This window comes from Sphingobium xenophagum, assembly GCF_031457465.1.
Classification (GTDB): Bacteria; Pseudomonadota; Alphaproteobacteria; order Sphingomonadales; family Sphingomonadaceae; genus Sphingobium; species Sphingobium xenophagum_A.
The window spans coordinates 193,477-209,265 of record NZ_JAVDWV010000002.1 but is presented as its reverse complement, the minus strand read 5'-3'; the positions used below and the strand labels follow the sequence as shown (position 1 = coordinate 209,265).

Sequence of the window (15,789 nt, the reverse complement as noted above, 5' to 3'; positions counted from 1 at the left end):
GATTGTCTGGTTCCAGACCGATTACATTAATCAAGCGGATGCGGAGTTATCATTCCTGTAGGCTGGCGTTGGGAACCATGCCTGCGTCAAAAACGCTACGTACTTTCTCCGTTCTTATGCGTGCTATGCTCGATCCTCGTCGCTCCAAACACAGCCATGCAACGCATGCCCACAACCCGGCCCCGGCGATTAAATCCACAATATAGTGTCCACCGATCCCGATCGTAGAAATCGTGATTAGGACGCTCCACAAGGTGGCGCTCCATCCTGCCCAACCTGTCCCGCGCAACGCATGAGGAACCAATAGCGCCATTACCATGTGGAATGACGGCATAGTCACTATTCCGCTAAATTGCGCTAAATCGAGGGCTGCATTCTGCCCGTCCCTGAAATAAGCCACTGCACTAAGATGATAATTTCCGGCGCCGCTCGGCAGCCCCTCAACCATGTCAATACCGTGATAAACCATATTGCCAAGAGCCGGAAAGAACACAGCAAAGGCGGAGGCACCAATTATACATGCGGAAAAACCCGCCGCGAGTTCCCATGCGCGTTGATCTTTATCGCGAGCACCAAGAGCCAGGGCGGTCAAGAATGCCGCCGGAAAGCTGCTGACATATGCTATGTTGAGTAGCTTGCCCCATAGCGGATCGAGGGCAAGTGCCAAGGCGAGTGCAGGCGTATCTATGCCCATAAAACCATCAATCGCCGCAAGGCTCCCGTCGATCCAAGGATAGCGCAACCGTAGCCCACCATGACTGATGACGGCCGCCAATAGACTCGCCGCGATCATCATGGCGAGCAATCCGGAACAAAGCTGCAGACGGGGATCAGGACGTAAATGGCGATAAAAAATATGCGTTGCGAGTAGAAATATGGTCGTCGCCATGAGCGGCAGGAACCCTGCGACAACCACCTTCATACCACTGGCCAGTAGAACTGATACTGCAATAGGGATCGCGCCCAAGACCGACAACCAACCCACTCGGTAGGCCGCTGATGGCGTCACAGACACAATGCGATCTTTTGCCGACGACGAAGGCTGACCAATAGTAGACATAGCAGTAGGTCTAATAGCAGCGTATTAAAATACCGTCATATTGCGGTGGCCATAGCTGCCGAGAAACGAAGGTATAGGTGGCGACAGCCACAAACGCTCAACCATCGAGCCCTCAACAGGCCCACGCCCCTCACCCACCCACCATCAACTCCTCATAACAGCCGCGCGCCTCTGTCGCGGGACCGCGTCTGGTGGGGAGGTGGGTGACGCGGACGACGCGGACGGTGGTGCCGTGGGGGAAGGTGATGAGATCGTGCGCGCGCACGGGGGCGTGGGCGCGGTCGATGCGGCGGCCGTTGAGGCGGATATGGCCGTCCTCCGCCAGTTTCTGGGCGCTCGACCGGCTGGAGCAGAGCCGGACGAACCAGAGATATTTGTCGATGCGCAGCGTCGGCGCATGGCCGGGGGCTGCGCCCGGATCAGCCATTGCGACCAAGCAGCTCGGCAAGGCCAGCAAAGGCATTGTTGGCGGGTGCCGGGCTGCCGCCGGTTGGGTTCGGGCGCGAGGACGCGGGGGCGCCATCCTTGCCGCTGCGGCGGCCATGGGCGGGCTTATCGCCGCGTGGCTTCTGGTCGTTGTCTGGGCGGCCGGCGCGCGGACGGGGGTGCTGGGCGCGTTCGGGGCGGGGCTTTTGGCGGCCCTTGAACACCCAGTTTGCGGCGCTGACGGCGGGCTTTTCTGCTGGTTCAGCGCCTTCGACAGCTTCCTCGGCCGGAGCCGGGGTGGGCGCTTCGACCGGGCGGAAGCCGGCCGCGCGCATCAGTTGCAGGAAGCCGGGTTCGAGCAGGCCGAGCGAGACGATCTGCGGGCTGACGGCCGTGAAGGCTTCGCCCTTGGCGATCGCCTCATGCGCGGCGCGGGCCATGCGTTCGGCCATGTCGATGCGCAGCATCTGATCGCCGAAACCGCGAAAGCCAGCGATTCGCGCGCCCATCTGCGCGAATTTGTCGCCCGTGGGCAGCAGGGTGAGGCCGGGCAGCGGCAAGGGCAGACAGGGCTTGCCGATTCGCGCCGCGAGCAAGGCGGAGCGCCAGCGCGCCGCGCCGGGCTTGAGCAGGCCGGGATGATAGATATCGAGCACGCCGATATCGATGCCTGCGCGGCGCAGCAAATGGCGCTGGTCCTTGTCGAGATGGCCGAGCGCGGCGTCGAGATCGACCCGCGCCATCACGCCACCGCCATCGGCGAGTTGCGCGAAGACCGCGCGCACCACGGCGGGGACGGCCGGATCGGCGGCGCTTTCGGCCATTTTTACCAGCGGTAACAGATGCTTCTGCTTTTGCGCGTCAAGCCAGGTGGCGAGCCGCGCGGCGACCTGTTTTTGCAGATCGGGGGCCAGTTCGAGCAGGGCGCGGTCCAGCCGGATTTCTGGCGTCAGCAGAGTCGGCCCCGCCAGCAGGGTCGCGACCGTCGCCTGCCCCCAGGCGATGCTCGGCATCTGTCCCGCTTCGTCCAGCAGGGCAAAATCCGCATCCGCCGCCGCAACCAATTCATCTGCCTTCACACGCAATACCTTTCCAAGGCGCCTTTCCGCCGCCGCCAACAGCATCTTCCTGTCCTGATGCCGCGTAGCGGGATCGACCGAGAAACGAAATCCGTCAAGTCGCCCGATCGATTCTCCATCGACGCACACGCTGCCATCCGGTTCGACGGTGACGGGCAGGGTGCTGGCATTTTGGCCGAGATCGCGCAACAGGACGGTGGTACGCCGGTCCACAAAACGCTGCGTCAGCGCGGCGTGGAGCGCATCGGACAGCTTTTCCTCCAGCGCGCGGGTGCGTTCGGCCATTTCGGCGGGATCGGCGAGCCAGTCGGCGCGATGGGCGATGTAGGACCAGGTGCGCGCGGCGGCGATCCGGCCCGCGAGCGTGTCGATATCGCCCTGGACCGAATCGAGCCGGGCGATCGCCTGCGCGAACCAGTCGCGGGGAATGTGGCCATTGCCTTCGGACAGGAAGCGCCAGATCCGCGCGACGGCCCGGCCATGATGTTCGGTGCCGAGTTTCTGGAAATCGGGCAGGCTGCACGCGGCCCAGAGCCGTTCGACCTGCCGCTGGCCGCGCGCGCGGTCGATGACGAGGGGATCGTCGGCCAGCCGCTTGAGCACGGAGAGGTCGACGGCCTGCGGCGCGGCGCGCAGTTCGGGGCGGTCGGGCCGTTCCTCCAGATCAGCGATGAGATGATCGAGCCGGTCGGTGCGCGGCGTGCCGTCGCGCCAGAAGAGATGGTCCACCGGCGGGAAGCGATGCGCTTCGATCGCGTCGATTTCTTCGGGGGTGAAGGCGGCATCGCTATCTTCGCCGCCCAGCGATCCGAACGTGCCATCCTTGTGATGCCGCCCGGCGCGTCCAGCGATCTGCGCCATTTCGCTGACCGTGAGGCGGCGGGTGCGGCGGCCGTCGAATTTGCGCAGCGAGGCGAAGGCGACATGGGCGACGTCGAGGTTCAGCCCCATGCCGATCGCATCGGTGGCGACGAGATAATCGACCTCGCCATTGAGGAACATCTGCACCTGCGCGTTGCGGGTACGGGGGGACAGCGCGCCCATCACCACGGCGGCACCGCCCCGAAACCGCCGCAGCATTTCGGCGACGGCATAGACTTCCTCGGCCGAGAAGGCGACGATGGCGGAGCGTTTGGGCAGGCGCGAGAGCTTCTTCGCGCCCGCATAGGAGAGGGTGGAGAAGCGCGGGCGGCCGATGATCTCGACATCCTTGACCAGCGCCTTGACGGTGCGGGCGATGCTGGCGGAACCCAGGATCATGGTTTCCTCGCGGCCGCGCGCGCGCAGCAGCCGGTCGGTGAAGATATGGCCGCGTTCGGGGTCTGCGCCCAATTGCGCTTCGTCAAGCGCGACGAAGGCATAATCGCCGGTGATCGGCATGGATTCGGCGGTGCAGAGGAAATAGCGGGCGTGGGGCGGGACGATCTTTTCCTCGCCGGTGATCAGAGCTACCTGCGCCGGGCCTTTGATCGCGATCACCCGGTCATAGACTTCGCGAGCGAGCAGGCGGAGGGGGAAGCCCATCATGCCGCTGCTGTGCCCGCACATCCGCTCGACCGCGAGATGGGTCTTGCCGGTATTGGTTGGCCCCAGGACGGCGGTGACGGGCGATCGGGCAAAGGCAACCATGGTGCCCCTCTGTCGAGCATGGGGGACGATGGAGCAAGGAGATTCGCGGGTTCCCTACCTTGGTGTATTCCTGTCGGGTCCGTGGCACGGGTCGTCGCAGGCGGGTGCGTCATCAGCGCGTCTTAAATTGACTTTAACCCTGTCGCTTCACAAGGGTCTGGCCCGACGCATGGCGCGGGGGCCGTTGCGTCGCCAAGCAATGCTATCATGCCCCTGGGGGTCGTCGGTTTGTTTCAGGATAGCCAGTTCGGATCGCAGCAGGGCGGCGCCACCATGTCGCTATGGCTGGCCGACTCGCTGCGCCAGCCTGCGCCGGTGCCGCCGCGCGACTGGCGGGTGCGGCTGCGCGAATGGGCGGACGAGGTGGAGCTGGTCCCTGACCTTGCCCAGCGTATCGGCAGTCCGACCTGGTTCCGGGGCCTCGCCACCTGTTTCGGGCTGTGCGCGACGGCGCTGTATCTCTCGCCTGGTTTCAAGCCCATTCCGGGGCTGCCCGGCCGGACGATGGCCGAAGCGCACTATGACGAAGTGCGCAGCCAGATGATCACGCCGCTGGCGCTGGGGGCGGACAGCGGGCGGCGGATGGGCGCGACCGATGCGGTGCAGCCGCTGCGCCAGACGCCCGAACGGCCGCAGATCGAACTCAATGCCCAGGTCGGCAGCAGCGACACGCTGGCGCGCGCTTTGTCGCGCGCCGGGGTGAGTAGTAGCGACGTTGCGACGGTGATGACGCTGGTGGGCGAGGATATCAGCAGCGGGGTGAAGCCCGGCACACGGCTCGACATGATCCTTGGTCGCCGCGCGAGCCGTGATCGGCCCCGGCCGCTCGATCGGCTGGCGTTTCGCGCGCGGCTCGACCTGACGCTGGAACTGGAGCGGGCGGGCGGCGTGCTGTCGGTGCGGCGCATTCCCATCCGCGTCGATAATACGCCGTTGCGTATTCAGGGCGTGGTGGGCGACAGCATCTATCGCTCGGCGCGTGCGGCCGGTGCCCCGCCCAAGGCGGTGCAGGCTTTCCTGCGGGTGATTGCCGGGCAGGTCGATCTGGGCGGCATCGGCGCGGGGGATCGCTATGACATCGTGACCGAGTATCGCCGCGCGGAGACGGGCGACATTGAGGTCGGCGAGCTGCTCTATGCCGGGTTGCAGCGCGCGCGCGGCAAGTCGGTCGATATGCTCAAATGGACCAGCAATGGCCGTACCGAATGGTTCGAGGCGTCGGGCGTGGGCGAGCGGCGCGGCGTCCTGTCGGCTCCGGTTGCCGGGCGCATGTCATCGGGCTTCGGCATGCGGCGGCACCCGATTTTGGGCTATAGCCGGATGCATGCGGGCATTGATTTCGCGGCGCGCTATGGTTCGCCCATCTATGCGGTGACCGATGGCGTGATCGCCTATGCCGGGCGGCATGGCGGGCATGGCAATTATGTGCGTATCCAGCATGGCGGCGGTATCGCCACCGGCTATGCGCATATGAGCCGCATCGCCGCCGCGCCGGGCCAGCGCGTGCGCAGAGGCCAAGTGATCGGCTATGTCGGGTCGACCGGCCTGTCGACTGGGCCGCATTTGCATTATGAACTCTATCGCGGTGGCGCGACGGTAAACCCGTTGTCGGTGAAGTTCACCACGACGGCGCAACTGGCGGGCGATGATTTGCGGGCGTTCCGCGCGCAACTGGCGCGCTACAAGGGGCTGCGCGTCGGGCAGCATCAGGCGTTTGCGCAGGCGCCATCCGCCGCGCCGGTCGCCAGCGGAAAATAAGCCGCTTCCCGCGCGGGGCCCGCTTGGGTAACGAGCGGGGATGATTGCTTCCGCTCCGGCTTCCGTCACTGCCATCCTGCTTGCGGGTGCGCGGCCCATTCCCGATCCGCTGGCGGTTGCCGCGGGGGTGCCGGTCAAACCGCTCGCGCCGGTCGCGGGCGAGCCGATGATCAACCGCCCGGCGCGCGCGCTGCTCGATCATGCCGCAATCGGGCAGGTCATCGTCCTGACGCAGCGGGCCGATGCCTTTGCCGCTGATCCGGCGACGGCGTGGCTGGGCGCGCATCCGCGCGTGCGGTTCGAACGGGGCGGGGCGGGGATTGCCTCGTCACTGCTGGCGTTGATGGAGGCGGGCGACTTGCCCTTTCCTTTGTTGCTGACCACGGCTGATCATGTGCTGCTCGATCGCGCGATGCTGGACCAGTTCATTGCCGAGGCGACAGGCGCGGACATTGCGGTGGCCATGGTCGAGCGGGCGACGCTGCTGGCGCGCTATCCGCAATCGCGGCGGACGTGGCTCAAATTTCGCGATGGCGGCTGGTCGGGTGCCAATATCTTCTGGTTCGGCAGCGACAAGGCCCGGCCGGTGATCGCTTTGTGGCAGGAGGTGGAGCAGGACCGCAAGAAGGGCTGGAAAATCCTGTCCGCCTTCGGGCCGCTGGCGCTGATCGGCGCGCTGTTGCGGATTTCGACGTTGCGGGGCGGCATGGCGCGGGTGGGGCGGCGCTTTGGCCTGGTGGCGCGGCTGGTGGCGATGGCGCAGCCCGAAGCGTGCATTGATGCGGACAAACAGGCGGATGTGGATTTGATCGAGGCGATTCTGGCGGCGCGTTAGGGTTGTGGCTTAGCCGTGGTCCGCCACGGCCCGGCGGCTGGCCCAGCCCATCATCGCGAAAGCGGCAAGAGCGGCGGCGATATTGGCCACTGCCGCGCCGATCGTGCCGTAGAGCGGTAGCAATGCGGCTTGCAGGCCGAGCAGCAGCAGGGTGGCGACGAAGGTGATGCGCAGCGACAGCCCTGCGCGATCAGTCGCCATCAACAACGGGCGGTAGCTGACGCCGATGAGTTCGATGCAGGCGGCGATGCCGAGCAGCAGCAGCAGCGGATAGGCGGGTAGAAATTCAGGGCCGGCGATGAAGCCCAGCAGCGGGCGGCCGATGGTGGCAATCAGCGCGATGATGACCGCGCCCGCGATCAGCGCCAGCCGGTTGGTACGGCGGAACAGGGTGCCCAGCGCGTCGCCGCCATGGCTGCTGCTGCGCGAGAGTTCGACAAAGATGCTGCGCGACAGCAAGCTGCTGATCTTGGTCAGCGCATTGGCGAGCTGGTTGGCGAGGCGATAGAGGCCAGCGCCCACCGGGCCGACAAAGGCACCCACGATCAGCACCGCGACCTGTTGGCCGATCGAGGACAGGCTGGTCTGCAAATTGGTGGCGGTCAGGAAGCCGACAATGCCCGGATTTTCCGCCCGCGCGTCAATCGTCCGCCCGGCGCGCCAATGGCCGATCCGGCCACGACCGACGTGCAGGGCCATCCCCCAATAGCTGAGCGCACAAAGGAGTTCGGCAAAGCCCCAGGCGATGAGGAAGCCGGTGATGTCGGGCATCCACAGCAGAGCGGCCCCCGCGCCGATCATCCGCCCGACCGGGATCATGGTTTCGGCAAGCGCGGCGCTGTCGAAGCGATCGAACAGGCGCAACAGGCCGGTCGGGCTGGAGCGGATGGTGACCATCATCACCATGCAGAACAGCCAGACCTGCAACGCCATGTGCGGTCCAAGGTCAAGCAGGTCGTGGAACAGGAGGAGGATGGCGGCAGCGATCACGCCGCCCGCCACGGCCGAGGCCAGGTCGATGAGGATGCAGAAGCGCAACAGCCGGTTGAGCGCATCGCCTGCGCCAGCGCTCACATGCGGCTGGCCATAGCGCACGACGATCTGCCAGCTATCGAACGATACCAGCGTCTTGATGACCTGCGCGGCGCTCAGCACCAGGGCGAAACGGCCGAAATCGGCAACGCCGAGCGTGCGGGTGACGATGGCGAGATAGGCGATGCTGAGGATCGCGCCGACGCCCTTGCCGCCCAGCAGCCAGCCGGTATTGGCCAGGATGCGCGAAAAGCCGTCGCCTGCCTGCCCCGATCCGCGTTTGACCTTCACGTCTGCCCCTGGCCTTTCACCCGGATGTCGGCCATCCGGCGTGCGCCTGTCTAGGGGGTTCGGGCCGTCGTGCAAACCCCGCCTTTTTTTCGGCCAAATTGCCGTTTAAGGCCGCGCGCTATGACGATCAGCAAAGCCATCATCCTTTCCGCCGGGCAAGGCTCACGCCTGTTGCCGCTGACCCGCGACGTGCCCAAATGCATGATCGAGTTTAACGGGCGCACCCTCATCAGTTGGCAGGTCGCCGCGCTGGTCGCCAATGGCGTGACCGACATCGTGGTGGTGACCGGCTTTCGCACCGAGCGGGTCGAGGATCATGCGTTGCAGCTCTATCGTGAGACGGGCGCGCGCATCCGCACGGTGTTCAATCCCTTCTTCCAGGTTGCCGATAACCTCGGCACCTGCTGGATCGTGCGGGAAGAGATGGACCGCGACTTCATCATCCTGAATGGCGATACCATCGTGTCGGACGAGATCGTCGCCAAGCTGATCGCCGGGGCGAGCGATGCGATCACCGTCACCGTCGATGTAAAGCCCGATGGCGATTATGATGATGATGACATGAAGGTGAACCGCGACGAGAGCGGCCGCCTGCACCATATCGGCAAGCGGTTGTTGCCGCCCGACACCAATGCCGAGTCGATCGGCATGTTGGCCTTTACCGGCGAAGGCCCGGCGATCTTCCGCAATCAGATCAACCAGATGATGCGGACGCCCGAAGGGGTGGAACGCTGGTATCTGCGCGCGATCGACATCATCGCGAAGGGGAACCGGGTGGGCACCGTGTCGATCGACGGGCTGGCGTGGCAGGAGGTCGATTTCCCGCAGGATGTGGAAGCGGCGGCGGCGCTGACGGCGCGGTGGGTCGATGAGGGGCGCTATCGGCGATAGGGGAGTGGGGGCTTAACTTCGCATTATTCCCGTAAATTTTGACATTTAATGTCCTGATCCGGATTTTTTGTTATAAATCCATGTGACCGTCGGATTGTAGCATTGTTGCCCACTGTAGGACAGGGGCAGGCCGCATTGGCCCGTTCGGCGCAGGTGCCTACATGAAAAAGGCCTCCGTTTTGCGGAGGCCTTTTTCATTTGCGCCATGTGGCAGCGATCACATGTGGATCGGCTTGCCGGTGACCGCCATGGCGGCTTCCTTGATCGCTTCGCTGTGCGTGGGATGGGCGTGGCAGGTATAGGCGATGTCTTCGCTCGATGCGCCAAACTCCATGGCCTGTGCCGCCTGCGCGATCATCGTGCCGGCGGGCGTGGCGATGATCCAGACGCCCAGCACCTTGTCGGTTTCGGCGTCGGCGATGATCTTCACGAAGCCTTCGGGTTCGTGGTTGGTCTTGGCGCGGCTGTTGGCCATCATCGGGAATTTGCCGACCTTGATCGCGCCCTTTTCCTTGGCGGCTTCCTCGGTCAGGCCGACGCCCGCGATTTCGGGCTTGGTATAGACGACCGAGGGGATCAGATCGTGGTTCACGATGCCGGTCAGGCCCGCGATATTTTCCGCGACCGCAATGCCTTCATCTTCGGCCTTGTGCGCGAGCATCGGACCGGGGATGACGTCGCCAATCGCCCAGACGCCGGGCACCTTCGTACCGAATTCATGATCGGTTTCGATCTGACCGCGCGCGTTCAGCTCCAGGCCGATCTTGTCGAGGCCAAGGCCGTTGGTGTTGGGGCGACGACCGATCGATACCAGCACGACATCGGCTTCGATCGTTTCGGCCTCGCCGCCAGCGGCGGGTTCGACGGTCAGGGTCACGCCCTTGTCGTGCGCCTTTGCGCCGGTGACCTTGGTGCCGAGCTTATAGTCAAAGCCCTGCTTCTTGAAGATCTTGTTGGCTTCCTTGCGGACTTCGCCGTCCATGCCGGGCAGGATCTGGTCGAGATATTCGACGACCGTGACCTTGGCGCCCAGGCGACGCCATACGCTGCCCATTTCCAGGCCGATGACACCGCCGCCGACGACCACCAGATGACCCGGCACCTTGTCCAGCACCAGCGCGCCGGTCGAATCGACGATCTTGCCGCCGTCATTGTCGACGTCGACGCCGGGCAGTGGCGTGACCGACGAGCCGGTGGCGATGACGATATTCTTCGCCGTCACCTTTTCGCCGTTGATTTCAACGGTGTTGGCACCAGTGAAGCTGGCCAGGCCCTTGAGCCAGGTCACCTTGTTCTTCTTGAACAGAAATTCGATGCCGCCGGTCAGACCCTTGACCGCATCAGCGCGCTGGCCCTGCATGGTCGAGAGGTCGAGGCTCATCTTGTCGATCTTGACGCCGAGCTTGGCGAGCGTGCCATTGGCCGCCTCGTCATAAAGTTCGGAGGCGTGCAGCATCGCCTTGGACGGGATGCAGCCGACATTGAGGCAGGTGCCGCCCAGCGTGTCGCGGCTTTCGGCGCAGGCGGTCTTGAGGCCCAACTGCGCGGCGCGGATTGCGGCGACATACCCGCCGGGGCCGGAACCGATTACCAGAACGTCGTAGTCGAAATCGGACATGTTATTCTCCGTTCGCCCTGAGCCTGTCGAAGGGCATTACTGCTTATTTTGTCCTTTGCACAGAAAGGACGGGGCTTCGACAGGCTCAGCCCGAACGGATATGGTGTCTGATGGCGACTTTTACAGGTCGATCAGCAGGCGGGTCGGGTCTTCGATCGCGTTCTTGACCGCGACGAGGAAGGTCACCGCTTCGCGACCGTCGACCATGCGATGATCGTAGCTGAGCGCCAGATACATCATCGGACGGATCACGATCTGGCCGTCGCGAACGACCGGGCGGTCTTCGATCCGGTGGAGGCCCAGCACGCCCGACTGGGGCGGGTTGATGATCGGGCTGGACAGCAGCGAGCCGAACACGCCGCCATTGGAGATGGTGAAGGTGCCGCCCTTCATATCTTCCATGGTCAGCTTGCCTTCCTTGGCCTTCTTGCCAAAGCCGCCGATGGTCTTTTCGATCTCGGCCACGCTGAGCGATTCCGCGTTGCGGATGACGGGAACGACGAGGCCGGTGGGGGCCGACACCGCGACCGAGATGTCGCAGAAATTATTGTAGACGATCTCGTCGCCTTCAATCTGCGCATTGACGCCCGGAATGTCGCGGAGCGCCATGCAGACCGCCTTCGTAAAGAAGCCCATGAAGCCCAGACGGACGCCATGCTTCTTTTCGAACAGGTCTTTATATTTGGCGCGCGCTTCGATGATGTTGGTCATGTCCACGTCGTTATAGGTGGTCAGCATCGCGGCGGTATTCTGCGCTTCCTTCAACCGCTTGGCGACCGTCTGGCGCAGGCGGGTCATCTTCACCCGTTCCTGCGCGCGGCTGGGACCAGCGGCAGGAGCATCGGCGGCAGGGGCCGAGGCAGGCGCGGACGCGGCGGCCTTGGCGGTACCGGCAGCGACGGCGGCGGTGACATCGTCCTTGGTCAGGCGGCCGTCCTTGCCGGTGCCCTTGATCTTGGAGGGGTCAAGGCCATGCTCCAGCACCAGGCGGCGCACGGCGGGGGAGAGCGTCAAATTGCCGCCTTCATCCTCGTCCAACGCGGCTGGCGCCGGGGCCGATGCGGCAGGCGCGGGCGCAGCGGACTCCGCCTTGGCAGCGGGGGCGGGCGACGCCGCAGGAGCAGCGGCTGCGGCTGCGCCCTCGTTGACCATCGCCAGCAGCGCGCCGACATTCACGGTATCGCCTTCCTTGGCGATGATGTCGCCCAGCGTACCGGCGACCGGCGAGGGCACGTCGACCGCGACCTTGTCGGTTTCCAGGCTGACGATGGGTTCGTCGAGCGCGACGGCTTCACCGGGCTTTTTGAGCCACTGGCCCACGGTTGCTTCGGTAACGGATTCGCCCAGGGTAGGGACTTTGACTTCGGTAGCCATGAGCTTGTTCAGCCTTTCTTCTGGCGTCGGATTTCTTCACGGACGCTGTGACCCAGCGCATCGGCGACGAGGGCGCCCTGTTCGGCGACATGGCGTTTGGCGAGGCCCGTTGCGGGCGACGCCGATGCCTTGCGACCGGCATAGCGGGCGCGCATCGGCGACTTGCCGACGTCCGCCAGAGCTTCCTCGATATAGGGCTCCACATGGAACCACGCGCCATTATTGCGTGGCTCTTCCTGGCACCAGATCACTTCTTCCAGCTTGGGCATACGCGCCATGCGGATGGAAAGCGCTTCGGTGGGGAAGGGATAGAGTTGTTCGATGCGGACGATCTGGGTGTTCTTGTCCCCGGCCGCATCGCGCGCTTCCATCAGGTCGTAAGCGACCTTGCCCGAACAGAGCACCAGCCGCTTCGTTTCCGCATCGGGCGCCGGATTCATGTCCGACAGGATGCGCATGAAGTGGGTGTCGCCCTGGAAATCCTCGGCCTTGCTCACCGCCAGCTTGTGCCGCAGCAGCGACTTGGGCGTCATGATGATCAATGGCTTGCGGAACGGACGCAGCATCTGGCGGCGCAGGACGTGGAAATAATTGGCCGGAGTCGTGATGTTGGCGACCTGGATATTCCCTTCGGCGCAAAGCTGAAGGAAGCGTTCCAGACGCGCCGAACTATGTTCCGGTCCCTGGCCTTCATAGCCGTGCGGCAAGAGGCAGACCAGGCCGTTGGCGCGCAGCCACTTGCTTTCCGACGAGGCGATATACTGGTCGAAGATGATCTGCGCACCATTGGCGAAATCGCCGAACTGCGCTTCCCACAGGACCAGGCTCTTGGGGTCGGCCAGGGCATAGCCATATTCGAAGCCAAGGACGCCATATTCGGACAAGGGGCTATCCAGCACCTCGAACCGGCCATGACGGACGGTGGAGAGCGGGATGTATTTCTTTTCCGTATTCTGATCGACCCAGACCGAGTGACGCTGGCTGAACGTGCCGCGTCCTGAATCCTGGCCCGACAGGCGCACGCCATAGCCTTCCGACAGGAGCGAGCCGAAGGCCAGCGCCTCGCCGGTTGCCCAGTCGAAATTCGCGCCGGTCTTGAACATTTCCGCCTTGGCATCCAGCACGCGCTGGAGCGTCTTGTGGACGGCATGGCCTTCGGGAACGGTGGTCAGCGTCTTGCCCAGGCTTTCCATCAGCTTGGGCGAGATGGCGGACTCGACGCTGCGGCGTGTGGTTTCCGCGTCGGCGGGCTTGTGCAGGCCCGACCAGCGACCGGCGAACCAGTCGGCCTTGTTGGCCTTGTAGCTCTTGGACGCTTCGAACTCGTCTTCCAGATGGGTGACGAACTCGTTGGTCGCGCTCGCCACGAAATCGTCGCCGATCACGCCCTGTTCCTTCAGGCGCGCGGCATAGACGTCGCTGACCGGCGGATGCTGGCGGATCTTGGCATACATCAGCGGCTGGGTGAACGAAGGCTCGTCGCCTTCATTATGGCCAAAGCGGCGATAGCACCACATGTCGATGACGATGTCGCGGTGGAAGGTCTGGCGATATTCGACCGCCAGCTTGCAGGCGAAGGTCACGGCTTCGGGGTCGTCGCCATTGACGTGCAGGATCGGTGCCTGAACGCCCTTCGCTACGTCGGACGGGTAGGGCGAGCCGCGCGAGAATTGCGGGCTGGTGGTGAAGCCGACCTGGTTGTTGACGATGAAGTGGATGCAGCCGCCGGTGTTGTAGCCCGACACGCCGGAGAAGCCGAGGCATTCCCATACGATACCCTGGCCTGCAAAGGCCGCGTCGCCATGGATCAGCACGGGCAGAACCTGCTCATGCTTGGTCAGGTCGTCGCGGAAGGTCTGCTGCGCGCGGACCTTGCCCAAAACGACGGGATCGACCGTTTCAAGATGCGAGGGGTTGGGGACCAGCGACATATGCACCTTGATCCCGTCGAACTCGCGGTCGGTGGAGGTGCCCAGATGATATTTCACGTCGCCCGATCCGCCGACATCTTCCGGGTTGGCGGTGCCGCCGGAAAATTCGTGGAAGATGACGCGGAAGCCCTTGGCCATCACATTGGCCAAGACGTTGAGGCGGCCCCGATGGGCCATGCCATAGACGATTTCGCGCACGCCCGACTGGCCGCCATATTTGATGACGGCTTCGAGCGCGGGGATCATGGATTCGCCGCCGTCGAGGCCGAAGCGCTTGGTGCCGACATATTTGCGGCCCAGGAACTTCTCATATTGCTCGCCCTGGATGACCTTGGCCAGGATCGCCTTCTTGCCTTCCGGCGTGAAGATGATTTCCTTGTCCTTGCCTTCCATCCGGTCCTGCAGGAAGCGGCGCTCCTCCACATCGGCAATGTGCATATATTCCAGGCCGACATTGCCGCAATAATTGGCGCGCAGGATCGCGACGATCTCGCTGACGCTGGCAAATTGCAGGCCGAGCGTGCCGCCAAGATAGATTTTCCGGTTGAGGTCGGTCAGGCCGTGAAATTCCGGCGTCAGGTCCGCCGGCAGATCGCGATGGGTCAGGCCCAGCGGATCGAGATTGGCGGCCAAATGACCGCGCACGCGATAGGTGCGGATCAGCATCATCGCGCGGATGGAATCTTCGGCGGCCTGCGCTATGTCCGCATCCGACACCGCCTTGCCCGCAGCTTTGGCAGCGGCCTTGACCGCGACCTGCATCTGCGTGGGGTCAAGCGCCCCGGTGAGGTCGTCAGTGTCCGACAACGGCCAATTCGGGCGTGCCCAGCTGGGGCCTTGCTCGATCTCGAAATCCTGGTTTTCGTAACCCATAATATCTTGTCCGATCCGTGCCGCGTGCAGTCGCGGTGCGGGAAGTTAGCGGCCAGGGTGCAGCCCGGCCGCTTCTATATATAGTCGCTTTTTAGCCGTTCAGCACTTCGAGCAGGGTCGTGCCGAGTTCCGAGGGGCTGGCCGCGACCTTGATCCCGGCCGCTTCCATCGCCGCGATCTTGCTTTCCGCGTCGCCCTTGCCACCCGACACGATCGCGCCGGCATGGCCCATGCGACGGCCCGGAGGGGCGGTGCGGCCCGCGATGAAGCCGGCCATCGGCTTCTTGCGGCCACGCTTGGCCTCATCCATCAGGAACTGGGCGGCCTGTTCTTCCGCGTCGCCGCCGATTTCACCGATCATGATGATCGATTCGGTCGCGTCGTCGGCCAGGAACAGTTCCAGCACGTCGATGAAGTTGGTGCCGTTGACCGGATCACCGCCGATGCCGACAGCCGTGGTCTGACCCAGGCCCGCGTTCGACGTCTGGAACACGGCTTCATAGGTCAGCGTGCCGGAGCGCGAAACGACGCCGACGCTGCCCTTCTTGAAGATGCTGCCGGGCATGATGCCGATCTTGCACTCGTCGGGGGTCAGGACGCCGGGGCAGTTCGGGCCGATGAGGCGCGACTTGCTGCCCGACAGCGCGCGCTTGACGCGGACCATGTCGAGGACCGGGATGCCTTCGGTGATGCAGATGATCAGCGGGATTTCCGCGTCGATCGCTTCGAGGATCGAGTCGGCGGCAAATGGTGGCGGCACATAGACGACCGACGCATCGGCGCCGGTCTTGGTCTTGGCTTCCAGCACGGTGTCGAACATGGGCAGGCCGATATGGGTCTGGCCCCCTTTGCCCGGCGTGACGCCGGCCACCATCTGCGTGCCATAGGCCAGCGCCTGTTCGGTATGGAAAGTGCCGGTCGCGCCGGTCATGCCCTGCGTGATGACCTTGGTATTCTTATTGACGAGAATGCTCATAGACGGCCTCTGTCCT

At 64.2% G+C, this 15,789-nt stretch carries 11 protein-coding genes; 3 read left to right on the top strand and 8 right to left on the bottom strand.

Annotation, left to right across the window (positions count from 1 at the left end; genetic code table 11):
• Positions 1-49 precede the first annotated feature (49 nt).
• The 3 genes from J2W40_RS02630 to J2W40_RS02620 form a co-directional block, all read right to left on the bottom strand.
• Complete coding sequence (locus J2W40_RS02630; protein WP_310221810.1) at positions 50-1,060, bottom strand: phosphatase PAP2 family protein; 1,011 nt, start codon at positions 1,058-1,060, stop codon at positions 50-52.
• Positions 1,061-1,190: 130 nt separating this feature from the next.
• Positions 1,191-1,487 (bottom strand): RNA-binding S4 domain-containing protein, encoded by a 297-nt coding sequence (locus J2W40_RS02625; RefSeq protein ID WP_310221808.1) that lies wholly within the window; start codon positions 1,485-1,487, stop codon positions 1,191-1,193.
• A complete protein-coding gene (locus tag J2W40_RS02620; protein WP_310221806.1) occupies positions 1,480-4,194 on the bottom strand; it encodes a helicase-related protein in 2,715 nt (904 codons plus the stop codon). The genes J2W40_RS02625 and J2W40_RS02620 overlap by 8 nt, the downstream gene beginning before the upstream one ends.
• A gap of 207 nt (positions 4,195-4,401) precedes the next feature.
• Here J2W40_RS02620 and J2W40_RS02615 point away from each other — a divergent pair, with 207 nt between their 5' ends.
• Both J2W40_RS02615 and J2W40_RS02610 read left to right on the top strand, forming a co-directional pair.
• Positions 4,402-5,952, top strand: a complete 1,551-nt coding sequence (locus tag J2W40_RS02615; RefSeq protein WP_310221804.1) for a M23 family metallopeptidase — start codon at positions 4,402-4,404, stop codon at positions 5,950-5,952.
• Positions 5,953-5,992: 40 nt separating this feature from the next.
• The gene (locus tag J2W40_RS02610; protein WP_310221802.1) at positions 5,993-6,787 is read left to right on the top strand and encodes a nucleotidyltransferase family protein; all 795 of its coding nucleotides are present in this window, start codon (positions 5,993-5,995) and stop codon (positions 6,785-6,787) included.
• Between the two features lie 9 nt (positions 6,788-6,796).
• Here the strand turns inward: J2W40_RS02610 and J2W40_RS02605 are convergent, their stop codons facing one another.
• On the bottom strand, positions 6,797-8,110 hold the full coding sequence (locus J2W40_RS02605) for a lipopolysaccharide biosynthesis protein (RefSeq protein WP_310221800.1): 1,314 nt from the start codon (positions 8,108-8,110) through the stop codon (positions 6,797-6,799).
• 120 nt (positions 8,111-8,230) lie between these two features.
• Here J2W40_RS02605 and J2W40_RS02600 point away from each other — a divergent pair, with 120 nt between their 5' ends.
• Positions 8,231-9,001 carry a phosphocholine cytidylyltransferase family protein gene (locus J2W40_RS02600; RefSeq protein ID WP_310221799.1) on the top strand — a complete coding sequence of 257 codons (771 nt, stop codon included), beginning with the start codon at positions 8,231-8,233 and terminating at the stop codon, positions 8,999-9,001.
• A 217-nt stretch (positions 9,002-9,218) separates the two neighbouring features.
• On the opposite strand, the gene lpdA is transcribed toward J2W40_RS02600, so the two are convergent.
• From lpdA to sucD, 4 genes are all read right to left on the bottom strand, one after another.
• The gene (gene lpdA, locus J2W40_RS02595) at positions 9,219-10,619 is read right to left on the bottom strand and encodes a dihydrolipoyl dehydrogenase (RefSeq protein ID WP_310221798.1); all 1,401 of its coding nucleotides are present in this window, start codon (positions 10,617-10,619) and stop codon (positions 9,219-9,221) included.
• A 120-nt stretch (positions 10,620-10,739) separates the two neighbouring features.
• Entirely contained in the window at positions 10,740-11,993 is a 1,254-nt protein-coding gene (gene odhB, locus J2W40_RS02590) for a 2-oxoglutarate dehydrogenase complex dihydrolipoyllysine-residue succinyltransferase (RefSeq protein ID WP_310221797.1), read from the bottom strand.
• Positions 11,994-12,001: 8 nt separating this feature from the next.
• On the bottom strand, positions 12,002-14,797 hold the full coding sequence (locus J2W40_RS02585; protein WP_310221796.1) for a 2-oxoglutarate dehydrogenase E1 component: 2,796 nt from the start codon (positions 14,795-14,797) through the stop codon (positions 12,002-12,004).
• A gap of 91 nt (positions 14,798-14,888) precedes the next feature.
• Entirely contained in the window at positions 14,889-15,773 is an 885-nt protein-coding gene (gene sucD / locus J2W40_RS02580; RefSeq protein ID WP_096062546.1) for a succinate--CoA ligase subunit alpha, read from the bottom strand.
• Positions 15,774-15,789 lie beyond the last annotated feature (16 nt).